We start from the raw sequence: 12781 nt of genomic DNA on the forward strand, positions 1-12781 counted from the left end.
AAGCATCTAGGCAGCGGCTATACACATATCACTATTCCCAGAAATATGGTTTGCGCTTGGTATTACCGGTCAGTTCCTCATTCATAGTCGCTGCATTATATAGTCGCCCGTTGATCATGACATGGGTGATATTATCACTATCTTGAATATCATTCAGCGGATTACCATCAATAATCACCAAATCGGCCAATTTGCCAGCCTCTAGCGAACCAATGTCACGATCAAAACCCAATGACTGCGCCGCAACGATGGTGGCTGTGCCCAATGCTTCGAGCGGGCTCATCCCGCCTTTTACAAAAGACCACATTTCCCAATGCGCTGCGAGACCTTGTTGTTGGCCATGGGCACCAATGCTGACCGGGACACCGCGCCGCGCCAGCTTCGCCGCTTCACGCGCTGATGCTGTGTCCGAATAATCTTTCGCTGGAGCAATTTCACGGCGAACCGATCCTGCCTGCAGCAATTTGGGAGGCGCATGAGCGGACAAGATCGGATGCTCCCAAACATTGGTCTGACCCCGCCAATAAGGGTCTGCCGCTGGGCCGCCATAGGTAACTACCAATGTCGGGGTATATCCGACTTTGGTTGCCGCGAAGAAACCCAGCACGTCTTCGTAAAGCACAGCTTGCGGTATATTATGCTCCAATGTCGTATTGCCGTCGGCAATCAACGCAATATCCATATTGAACTGCGAACCACCTTCGGCAACAGTTGCGATATTCTCCTCAATTGCCGCTTTAACAACCTGTTGCCGCTGGTCACGGCGTGGCTGGTTATAGTTTTTGATGGCATGCGCGCCTTGCGCTTTCAAACGACGGACATGATCGCGGGCATCTTCCAGATTGTTGATTTCCGCGTAAAAGCCCGGAGCTTTGGCACCATACACAATTTCGCCTGTCGAAAAGATACGGGGCGCCAAATAGCTACCCGCTTTTTGATATTCTGCCGCAGCGAAAATATGGCTGGCGGCGTTGGATGGATCATGAATGGTTGTAACACCCAGCGCCAGATGCGCAATTGCTGACCAGTTTTGCTGCGGAATAAGGTCATCACGCCCCTGCGGTCCATGGGCATGAGCATCGATAAGCCCCGGGATGATGGTCTTGCCGGCCAGATCAAGCTGCTGTGCGCCAGCGGGTATCGCTATATCTGCACCCACTGCCTTGATGCGGTTGTTCTCAATCAAGATAGTACCGCTGGCAATCACGCCGCCATCTTTCTCGGACATGGTAATGATACGCGCATTGGTAAAAGCGATCATACCTGTTGGCGCATCTGCAGTTGCGGTTATTGCGAGTGAAACACCTTTTTCTGGCGGCGTATATGCCGGCTTGGCCTGGCTGGCGCTAGGGATCACATCGCGTGCAACAGCAGAATATAATTTCGGTCCTAGCGACCAGTTGACCTGTTCCCCGCCATTACTCCAACCAATATATTGTGCGCCCTCATCACTCAGCCGAGTTATTGGCAATTTGCTATTGCCCGCCCCTGCGCCCAGATCAACATTTCCAGCCATAAATGGCATTAAAAATGCAGAGTAATTCTCTCCAAATGCTAGATATTTTCCATTAGGGGAAACACGATAGCCATTGACCAATTTGCCTGTGGCATGGCTGCGCATATCCTTACCGTCCAGGTTGACACTTACCAGTTTAAGACCGTCACCACTGCCCATTGACATGAAGATACGATCGCTTTCAGCCCCAAAATGCGGATCGGCTCCGTCTTTGCTTATCCGGCGTACAGAACCGCTGGTCATGTCACGCAGATAGATGCCGCTAGCTTGCGAATATTTGTCTGATGTTAAAAAGCCGCCGCTACCGGATTCATAGACCATATAACGGCCATCCGGGGATAATGCAGGGCGCCGATAATGCCCCGGCCCTGCGCTGATTGTTTCGGCAACGCCGCCCGCTAATGGAACGCTCTTCAATGCGCCCAGATTATCATCGCTCCAACTGACAAAGATAATATTTTGCCCATCGTGACTCCAGCTAGGGAACAGCGCACGGCTATCACCCTCACCTGAAACCAAGGCCCGCGCTGCGCCACCATTGGCCGGTTTGACAAATAAACGACCTAGGCTTTCAAACACAATATTGCTGCCATCCGGAGAGAGGCTGGCGAAGCGCGGTATTCGCGTTTGGAATGTTTTGTCCCAAACTTTTACCTGTGGGCGGACCGGATCGATAACTGTGCGGCTATCAGAAATCTGAAACGGAATGGTTTCCGCATTACCGCCCCCAGGTGCGATTTTTCTGATTTTGCCGCCCGCCCAAAAAATGATATGGCTGCTATCGGGTGTCCAGTCCATATTGGGGTAAACACCATGTATGGCCCATGTTTCCTGCATATCCTGATCAAGAGCATCATAGATTTTGCGCTCTTCACCGGTGGTCAGGTCTTTGACATATAACTTACTTTCCGCGCGTTCGCGCCGGACAAAGGCCAGCCATTTACCGTCTGGCGATGGCGATGGCCGAACCGCACCGCCCGGCCCACCAGCAATACGCTCAACTTCACCAGAGGCCATGTCATAGCGGTCAATCACGAACAACTGGGTATTGCTATCCTGCGCATATTCGAAAATTGGTCCCGGCGTCGCATTTTTGCTGAAATAAATAGCTTTGCCATCAGGTGTGAACATCGGTTCACCCAACTCCTTCTGGTGCTGTGGTGATGGCCGCTCGACCAAAGCAATTCCTGAACCACCGCCGACATGATAGAGCCAAATTTCACCCGTACCCGCAGAACGTTGCGTGGTAAAATGCTTACGCGCGGCAATATATTGGCCATCTGCGCTCCAGGTCGGGTTATTAAGCAAGCGGAATTTTTCTTTGGTGATTTGCCGTTTGCCGCTGCCATCGGCACGCATGATCCAGATATTGTCGCCGCCACCACGATCCGATGTAAAGGCGATATATTGCCCATCGGGAGAGAAACGCGGCTGTACTTCAAACGCCAGCCCTTGAGCAATACGCTTTGGGGTGCCACCCGTAATCGGCATTGTGTAAATATCGCCCAGCAAATCAAAGGCGATAGTCTGACCATCCGGGCTCACATCGATATTCATCCATGTGCCTTCATCAACATTCACAGGCACTGTACGTGTTGGTAGTGGCGGCGCGTTGACGTCCCATTTTTCTGCATCTTTTTTGCCTTGCGCGAATGCGGCAGATCCAAGGCATGCCAATGCCGCCGTTATAGCCAGTGTTGAAACCAAAGAACGGCGCATAATTACTCTCCCAAAATATCGTTTGCAGCAAAGCTAATGATCATTCGTGTCAGCGCAACAAAAAAGGCCCGCTTCTTTCGAAACGGACCTTTGATTGTGACAGAAATGCCAAATTGAACGAGGATCAGTAACGATACTCGTCATTTTTGAACGGGCCTTGTTGACCTACTCCGATATAATCGGCTTGCTCATCGCTCAGTTCGGTGAGTTTAACACCCAGCTTTTCGAGGTGCAGGCGCGCTACTTTCTCGTCCAGATGCTTAGGCAGAACATAGACCTGATTCTCATATTGATCATCGCGGAGCCATAATTCGATCTGTGCCAATACCTGATTGGTAAAGCTAGCGGACATCACGAAACTTGGATGGCCTGTAGCATTACCAAGGTTCAACAAGCGGCCCTGTGACAAGAGGATGATGCGCTTGCTGTCAGGAAACTCCACCATATCAACCTGCGGCTTGATTTCAGTCCATTTCATGTTGGACAATGCGCCAACCTGAATCTCGTTATCAAAGTGACCGATATTGCCGACAATCGCCATGTCTTTCATCGCGCGCATATGGTCGATGGTAATAACGTCTTTGTTGCCCGTTGTGGTGACAAAGATATCGGCTGTGGGAGCGACTTCTTCCAATGTGGTAACAGAGAAACCGTCCATTGCAGCTTGCAGAGCACAGATCGGGTCAATTTCAGTAACGATAACGCGGGCACCGGCACCGCGCAGTGAAGCAGCAGAGCCTTTGCCAACATCACCATAGCCGCAGACAACAGCCACTTTACCCGCCATCATCACATCTGTGCCGCGACGAATGCCGTCAACCAGCGACTCTTTACAGCCATATTTGTTATCAAATTTTGACTTTGTAACACTGTCATTCACATTGATAGCAGGGAAAGGCAATTTGCCCTGTTTCGCCAATTCATAAAGACGGTGCACACCGGTGGTCGTTTCTTCTGATACGCCTTTGATAGCAGCCACTGTCTTAGTCAGATAGCCGGGCGATTTTTCCAAACGGCGCTTAAGGGTTTTAACAAAGGCCTCTTCTTCTTCATTAGACGGAGTGAACAGATCTTCACCAGCCTCTACGCGTGCGCCCCACAGAGCAAACATGGTGGCATCACCGCCATCATCAAGGATCAGATTACAGGTCTCACCGGTTTCTGCACCCCAATCAAAAATACGGTCCACATAGTCCCAATATTCTTCCAATGTTTCGCCCTTAACTGCGAATACAGGGATACCTTGATCGGCGATAGCGGCCGCTGCATGATCCTGCGTAGAATAGATGTTACAGCTGGCCCAGCGTACTTCAGCGCCCAGCGCTATCAGTGTCTCGATAAGCACAGCAGTTTGGATTGTCATGTGCAAAGAGCCAGTAATTTTGGCACCTTTGAGCGGTTGTTTTGCGCCATATTCTTCGCGCAGAGACATGAGGCCGGGCATCTCTGTTTCGGCGATTGCAATCTCTTTGCGGCCAAACTCGGCAAGCGACAAATCCTTTACGACATAGTTGTCGCCCTGATCCAATGTGGTCACGATTATTCCTTCCAAAATAGACGGGGTTATAGTTTCAAATGCTATTATGTTCTGAGTACAGCACATAACGGTGAATGCATTTTGAAGCAAATATAAAGATTCCTTTATATCTTTTCGAAAGTTGCGTGCAAAGCACTCTTCGCCTATCAATCCTTCAAAATGTCACTTTCTGCGATAGTGCAATAAAATCATCTTGCATGTGCAGCTGCGTGATACGACATAATGGATGAAATGTTGGCGATATGCCGCATAAAATTAAGGAGCACCCCATGATTGCAGAAGGCCAAAAACTGCCTGAAACAAAACTTGTCAAAGCCACAGCACAAGGCCCTGAACAAGTGTCATCATCCGAATATTTTGCTGGCAAAAAGATTGCCCTTTTTTCTGTGCCTGGTGCATTTACACCAACATGCTCAGCCAAGCATTTGCCCGGCTATGTTGAGCAAGCTGAGGCTTTGAAGGCCAAAGGCATTGATGAGATTGCTTGCACCGCCGTTAATGACGCATTCGTATTGGGCGCATGGAACCAAAGCGCCGGATCAGATTCGGTCACCATGTTGGCAGACGGTAATGGTGATTTTGTTGAGCAGATGGAATTAACCATGGACGGTTCCGGTTTCGGCCTTGGTACACGCGGTCAGCGTTTTGCCATGGTGGTCAATGATGGTGTGGTTGAGAAGTTGTTTGTTGAACAACCAGGCGATTTCAAAGTAAGCTCTGCCGAGTATATGCTCGACAACCTCTAAATATTGCCATCATTATAAAAGAGGCCCGAAGCGCATATGCTCTCGGGCCTTTTTTATAGCTTAGTGCTTTTATCAATAACCCATCAGGCTGAGCACTTCCTTACGGCTGCGCGGATCGTCCAAGAAGCAGCCCATTACCCGGCTTGTAGTCATGCCTACACCAGGAGTGCGAACACCGCGAGCGGTCATGCAGGCATGACTTGCTTCAATCACAACAGCCACGCCATGCGGGTCCAAATGACTCCATATACAATCAGCAACTTCCGCAGTGAGACGCTCCTGAATTTGCAATCGACGCGCATAGCCATGCAAAACACGAGCAAGTTTGGAGATACCAACAACGCGGTTTCTGGGCAAATAGGCAATAGCAGCTTTACCGATAATCGGCGCCATATGATGCTCACAATGCGATTGAAACGGAATGTCTTTCAGCAAAACAACCTCATCATAGCCACCAACCTCTTCAAAGGTACGCGTTAAATGCAATGCTGGGTCTTCTGAATAACCTTGGCAATATTCTGCCCAAGCGCGTGCCACTCTTTTTGGTGTATCTTTCAATCCTTCACGATCCGGGTCGTCGCCTGACCATTTAATCAAGGTACGGATTGCATTCTGCACATCTTCCGGCACTTCGGGTTTTGGTGAAGCATATGGATTACCGGTCTCTGTATCAGACCTGTTTGCATAATTCATTGTAATTCCTTGGTATTCCGGAAAGTATCAATTGTTACCTATGCGATATAGGTTCGGATTTGAAGGAATAACGGTTAATAGGGGTAAAGGTTCCTAATCAAATATGCAGGAACACGTCACTCTCTAAAATATATGCGCCAACTTACCACGTTCCACAAAGAGGTCTAGAGGTCTATACCAACGCGGACATTGATATGCGGCTCACGGCTATTGCTTTGATCGCGATCACGATTGAGTGGAACAGCACCTTCCAATTCGAAGTTAAACGGTCCGGCAAAGCCGCGCAGGCCAAGACCACTAGAAACCAATGTCCCACTACCAAAACCATTTTCCAGATTATCAACATAGCCCATGTCAACAAAGCCATAAGGTTGCAAACGCCTGATCCAGCTGGTCGGATTTTGGATAGAATAGTTGATCTCTGCTAGAGCAACAAAACCGTTTTCCCCTGATACTTCAGAGAAATCAAAGCCTCTAACGGAGAATGGCCCACCAATATTTAACTCACGTGCTGCCAACAAAGGACGGTTGGAAATCTGGCCATTGGCACTTAGGAGTATTCCCCAATTCCCACCGAGAGAACTGCGCCAGCTGGCGTAGAAAAGGCCTGTTGTCGCAACAGCGTCACCGTCAAAGCGCGAGGCAAAAATGTTTCCTTCACGTGTGGCATTGAACAGGTCCACGCCCTGCTCCAAAGTTGCACCGGCACGAAGACGACCACCTAAAAACTTTACATTAGAAGATAGGCCAGCCGAAAATGTTACCTGATTGTCCTGCGACAATAGGCCTATCACGTCATCCTGCTCAATAGTGAGATAGGCCGCCTTCACATTCAACCACAGGCTGGCATCATTAGAACGTACCAATGGATGGCTGGCGGAAACCTCCGCGTAAATACTTTCGCCTTCAACATTGTTGACGCGTTCGCCTGGCTGATTATTGCCGAAAGAACCAAAAACGCCCAGCCGCGTGCCTGCATTATTGACCTGTACAGAATAGGACGCACTGGCAAAGGCGAATTCTTCTGGGTCGAGAGGATTTGTCCGCACGCTCACACTGCCCTGATCGCTATCTGCGAGCAGACCATTAAAATCATATGACAAACGCGCCCGCACCGGGCCTATACGCTGCGATCCATAATTATCTACGCGCGCTCCGAAGCGGTTTTTGCGCTCGCTTACTTCGACTTGCAAAATGTTTAGGCCGTTTTCGCTTAATAGTTTCGTGCGTCTAACGCGGATTTTCGGAATGTCGCCCGCTAGGACCAGCCGCCGCTCAACTTCATCTTTGCGGGCAATCGCGCCCTCTAAAGGCGCCAATAGCGCAGCCAGCGCGCTGTTATCCGATCCTTTAATACGGACCTCATCTATGCGTCCTTCCTTTAACTCTATGGTCAATATGCCATGGGTCAGTGATTGTTCAGGTATTCTGGCTGTTGCAAAAACAAACCCTTGATCACGGGCCAAGTCTGCAATCTCCTGCGTGACGCGCGCCAGATCTTCGGCATCCATTTCCACGCCAATATTGGCCTCAACCACTGACGAAAATGTATCAATCGACAGACGTTCCGCGCCTTCAATTGCAATTGAACCCACAAACGAACTATCTGCGCCACTGGCATTTGCACCAGAGTTTGCAGTGTTTGATTGTGGGCTTTGTGGAGCAGGTGACGACAAAGGCGCAGCCGAGGCAAGTTGTACAACCGCTGACTGATTGGCAGAAGCCTCTTCATTCTTATCAGGCGTAACATCTTTGGCAATTAGCTCGACCACAGATACATCAACGGCATTGCCAGATTGCGCAAATGCAGCGCCAGGTTGGCAAAAAGCCATCATAGCCAGGCATGATAAAGGCCTATGCAAACAAAAATAAGATGATGTTGGTCTCATGATCAGCCTCTTAAGTGCTGACCTGTTAAAGAGTGGCTCGGCCTTATGGTTAATGCTGCATTAGCTAATTAGTGAAACCCTTTCATTGAAGTTCCGTTCTAAATCGAAAGCGTAGGAAATTTTCATATCTGGCTAATGATATAGCTAAGGGACCATGTAATGACGACGCTTCACAGAAGATTATTAATAGCTATAGCGCTGTTTTCTAGTATTTTTCTAGGTAGCAATGCCTACGCCCAATCGTCATCTTGGACAGTATCCGAATCACAGGGTGAAGTTTCTATCCTCAAAGACGGTATTAGCAAAGTCGCTGTGAAAGGCATTAAGCTGAGCGCTGGCGAGAGTATAAAAACCGGAGCGAACGGCCGCGCCGTTATTACACGCGGACAGCAATATGTCGTTGTCTCTCGCAACAGTCACATTAAAGTCGCTCCTCAGAAAACCAAAAGCCTCCTGACCCAGTTTATACAATATTTCGGCAATGCGATGTTCAAAGTGGATAAACGCAAAGATCAGCATTTTGCGGTTGAAACGCCATATATGGCGGCTGTTGTCAAAGGCACCACATTTAACGTCTCAGTAAGTCCAGAAGGCGCTACAGTCCAGGTGACCGAAGGCGCGGTTGAAGTAGCAACGTTAGATGGCGGCGCCACCCAATTGCTGCTGCCGGGTGATATTGGCCTGGTTGAGCGTAATAATCCATTTTCATTGGATGTTCGCGGACGCTCCTCACGCCGTATTGAATCTCCCAATAAACCAACAGGTAGCCCTAGCCCCAAAGCTGCGCCTACGGCTCCGGCTGCTAGTTCCACAGTTACAGCACCCAAAATTCAAGAAGTACGTGTGGCATCTGTTGATTTAGGTGGCCTAACCAATGGCCTTATCACCGGGCAATCTCCCAGTGTATCCTCAGCTGGTGGAAATCTCGCTCAATCGAATAGTCCCGAAGATAAAAGCCCTCTTCTGGTGCCGGACAATGCCGTAACAGCAATAAACGGTAATGCTAATGTTTCAGAAGACAACGCTCCTTCGGGGCCAAGAAACGCAGCACCTTTGCTAGATATTGATTTGCGTGTTCTAGATGACGACGGCAATAATGGCCGTGGAAATGACGACGACAATCCCGGTAATCGCAATGGCAATGCCGGAAATGACGGCGGCAATCCCAGTAACGGCAACGGTAATGGTCGCGACAATGACGACAACCCTGGCAACGGTAATGGCATTGCTGGAAATGACGACGACAATCCCGGTAATCGCAATGGCAATGCCGGAAATGACGACGGCAATCCCGGTAACGGCAATGGCAATGGCCGCGATGACGACGATGATGACGGCAATCCCGGTAACGGCAACGGCAATGGCAATGGCAACGGCCGCGATGATGGCGATGATGACGGCAATCCCGGTAACGGCAACGGCAACGGCAATGGCAACGGCCGCAATGATGGCGATGATGACGGCAATCCCGGTAACGGCAACGGCAACGGCAATGGCAACGGCCGCAATGATGGCGATGATGACGGCAATCCCGGTAACGGCAACGGCAACGGCAACGGCCGCGATGATGGCGATGATGACGGCAATCCCGGTAACGGCAACGGCAATGGCAATGGCAATGGCCGCGATGATGGCGATGATGACGGCAATCCCGGTAACGGCAATGGCAATGGCCGCGATGATGGCGATGATGACGGCAATCCCGGCAACGGCAACGGCAATGGCAATGGCCGCGATGATGATGACGATGACGGCAATCCCGGAAACGGCAATGGCAACGGCCGCGATGATGACGACGATGACGGCAATCCCGGTAACGGCAACGGCAACGGCCGCGATGATGACGACGATGACGGCAATCCCGGTAACGGCAACGGCAACGGCCGCGATGATGACGATGATATTGGCGACGATGATGACGATGATGGGGGTAGAGGTAGAGGCCGCTGCCGTACTCTTTGTCGTATCATTATAGACATATTTGACGGCCCAGGGGCAGGTGAATCTTCGTTTGAAAACGGGCTAGAAGAAAGTGATGATCGATCTAATGGACGCCCTACCAATGTTAGTCGTAATGGGCGTGTGAACCTCGATTAATAAGTATGAGAGAATACTGTAACCTTAAAGTATTCACTCTTAATTTTTTCTAGTTAACGCTAATTTAGAATTATACCCTTATTGAAGTCAGTACAGGCAAATAGGGGCTTAGTAGCTTGCGTAAAATTCTTTATATTGTGGCAAAGAATCCTGCCCGCGCCTATTTTGCGGGTGCGGTTTTTGCTGCTTTATTTTTGACGCTAATTGCCAATTTCGCGGGCATAGGCAATACTGTCGATCACGCATTTACTTCGGTGCGTAGCGAAATCTTTCACAAACACGCCTCTGACAAAATTGTTATTGTCGAATTTGACGCAAAATCAATCCAGCGCGTTGGGACATGGCCTTGGCCGCGCGATGTACATGCTCAACTGGTTGAACGTTTATCTTCCGCTGGAGCAGAACAAATTGCTTTTGATGTCGATTTCTCCGCCAGATCAAACCCCGTTTCCGATCAACGCTTTGCCGAAGCCATTGCAAAATCGGATGCAACAATCATTCTCGCAACGTTTCGGCAAAAGAGCAGCAGCCAGAGCAACACTGCTATAGAAAATCTTCCCCTTGCAGAATTTCGCAACAACGCCATTCTGGCATCGGTCAATGTGCACCCCGATGAATATGGTCAGGTGGCAATGTACAGCTATGGGGAAATTACTGGCGACACATTGCGTCCATCCATGGGGGCGCTGATAACATCCAGCACAGGACGCCTTGGCGACTCTTTTCCTATCGACCAAAGCATAGATCCTTCCACTATCACAGCCGTCAGCGCAGTTGATATTCTCGAAGGAAAAGTCGGCAGCGAGGTTCTGAACGGCAAAACAATCCTCATCGGGGCATCTGCAATAGAATTGGGTGATTTTTATTCTACGCCTCACCACGGCATAATACCCGGAGTTTTCCTGCATGCATTAGCAGCGGAAACATTACAAAGTGGCTATAATATGCCGGTCATCAATGATTGGCCCGCTATAGCCTTGGTCATATTAATGCTTATAGCTGGCGCGCGGTGGATGCCCAAACGCAAAACCTTAACGGACGTGCCCATAGCACCAGTGGTTACGGGCGCTGTAATATGTTTGCTCAACATTACTTTTTATATAACTGCCTTGGCGGACTTTGCGATTGGCAATGCAATAGTGTTGCTTATTAATTTTGTTGCCATATCGATGATCATACGTTCGATAGAAAATATGCAGAGAGAGCGCTATCGCGACCACAAAACCGGACTTCCAAATTCCATGGCATTAATATGGTTCGGTCGACGTTTGGAGCGTAAACACCCCATTTCACGCCTCGCCGTTCTTCAAATTGCCAATTACGCCGAAGTACATGGCCTCTGCACCGCCGACCAATGGGCCGAGATGCTCCAATCATCCGCAAGCCGCCTACATTTCCTCACTTTAAACGACCGCGTCTTTAAGATCGGTGATGATCAACTCGCTTGGATTGTGCCAGAAAATTATGCCAAGAATCTTGGAGACTATTTTGAGACTATTTCTGCATTCTTTCTCGCACCATTTTCTGTCGGTACTAAGCAGATCCGTCTCAACGTTCATTGTGGCTTCCACGCTGCGGATACTAAGGATTGGCCACAATTACAGTCAAACGCGACAATAGCCGCATATAAAGCCGCAGAACTGGGCTATCGCTGGTTGCCATATAGCAATGATATCAATGCCGTTGCACAGCAAAAACTGACGATATTGAATGATATCGAACAGGCCATGGATAATGGTCATATATGGGTAGCATATCAGCCCAAATTGGATACGCGCACCAATAGCATTACATCAGCCGAAGCGCTTGCTAGATGGCAGCATCCAGAACTAGGCAATATACGCCCCGATCACTTCATTCCTCTTTTGGAAAATGCAGGAAAGATAACCGATCTAACGCTTTATATGCTGCGCCAGATGCTGTTCGATCTTGAGAATTGGCGCGCAAAAGGCTTACGCATGTCCAGTTCTATCAACATTTCTGTGGCTCTGCTTGATGACAAGACTTTTGTTGAAGAAGCGCTTTCCATAATTTCACAGACCATGTTGGATAAAGAACAGATTACCTTTGAGATCACTGAGACTGCATCGGTCAAAAATCTTGATGATGCTGGTAAGGTATTGGCCAGAGTACGGGCTACGGGCGTTCGTGTTTCCATCGATGACTATGGCACTGGTCAGTCCACATTGTCCTATTTGCGCGATTTCCCCGCAGATGAGATCAAAATTGATCAAGCATTTATCCGTAATATGACCGGCAATGAACTTGATAGGGTGATGGTAACATCTACCATTGATCTTGCGCATCAGATGCATTTCAAAGTTGTTGCAGAAGGCGTGGAAAATGAAGCAACTCTGCAGCTTCTCAAATCGCAAGGCTGTGACCTTGTTCAAGGCTGGCATATTGGAAAGCCAGTCAATGCCCAGATGTTCGAGCAAGAGTTTATGAATGGCGATATGCCCAAATCTGCCACTGCTTGATCCAAAGTGATATATTAGAAAATAATATAGCGAAGCAAAGCATCTTCGAACACAAAAGTGTTCGCAAGGCCAAATAGCTGCCGAATACAAAATCTCTCTTCAGA

Annotated in this window: 7 protein-coding genes; 3 read left to right on the forward strand and 4 right to left on the reverse strand. The window is 49.1% G+C overall.

The features are described from left to right. Nucleotides 1-31: 31 nt before the first annotated feature. Together ACR9YC_RS07575 and ahcY are read right to left on the reverse strand one after the other, a co-directional pair. Entirely contained in the window at nucleotides 32-3235 is a 3204-nt protein-coding gene (locus ACR9YC_RS07575; RefSeq protein WP_438725922.1) for an amidohydrolase family protein, read from the reverse strand. 124 nt (nucleotides 3236-3359) lie between these two features. After that, on the reverse strand, nucleotides 3360-4772 hold the full coding sequence (gene ahcY / locus ACR9YC_RS07580) for an adenosylhomocysteinase (protein WP_438725924.1): 1413 nt from the start codon (nucleotides 4770-4772) through the stop codon (nucleotides 3360-3362). Nucleotides 4773-5041: 269 nt separating this feature from the next. Here ahcY and ACR9YC_RS07585 point away from each other — a divergent pair, with 269 nt between their 5' ends. Next, the gene (locus ACR9YC_RS07585) at nucleotides 5042-5518 is read left to right on the forward strand and encodes a peroxiredoxin (protein ID WP_438725926.1); all 477 of its coding nucleotides are present in this window, start codon (nucleotides 5042-5044) and stop codon (nucleotides 5516-5518) included. A gap of 72 nt (nucleotides 5519-5590) precedes the next feature. On the opposite strand, the gene folE is transcribed toward ACR9YC_RS07585, so the two are convergent. Both folE and ACR9YC_RS07595 read right to left on the reverse strand, forming a co-directional pair. Continuing rightward, entirely contained in the window at nucleotides 5591-6211 is a 621-nt protein-coding gene (folE, locus tag ACR9YC_RS07590) for a GTP cyclohydrolase I FolE (RefSeq protein ID WP_438725928.1), read from the reverse strand. Nucleotides 6212-6375: 164 nt separating this feature from the next. Then, nucleotides 6376-8046 carry a ShlB/FhaC/HecB family hemolysin secretion/activation protein gene (locus tag ACR9YC_RS07595; RefSeq protein WP_438725930.1) on the reverse strand — a complete coding sequence of 557 codons (1671 nt, stop codon included), beginning with the start codon at nucleotides 8044-8046 and terminating at the stop codon, nucleotides 6376-6378. Nucleotides 8047-8259: 213 nt separating this feature from the next. On the opposite strand from ACR9YC_RS07595, the gene ACR9YC_RS07600 reads away from it, so the two are divergent. Together ACR9YC_RS07600 and ACR9YC_RS07605 are read left to right on the forward strand one after the other, a co-directional pair. Then, a complete protein-coding gene (locus ACR9YC_RS07600; RefSeq protein WP_438725932.1) occupies nucleotides 8260-10197 on the forward strand; it encodes a FecR family protein in 1938 nt (645 codons plus the stop codon). 116 nt (nucleotides 10198-10313) lie between these two features. Then, nucleotides 10314-12677, forward strand: coding sequence for an EAL domain-containing protein (locus tag ACR9YC_RS07605; RefSeq protein ID WP_438725934.1), 2364 nt, complete (start codon nucleotides 10314-10316; stop codon nucleotides 12675-12677). The last annotated feature ends 104 nt before the right edge of the window (nucleotides 12678-12781 follow it).

Source organism: Parasphingorhabdus sp. DH2-15 (assembly GCF_051668705.1).
Taxonomy (GTDB): domain Bacteria; phylum Pseudomonadota; class Alphaproteobacteria; order Sphingomonadales; family Sphingomonadaceae; genus Alterisphingorhabdus.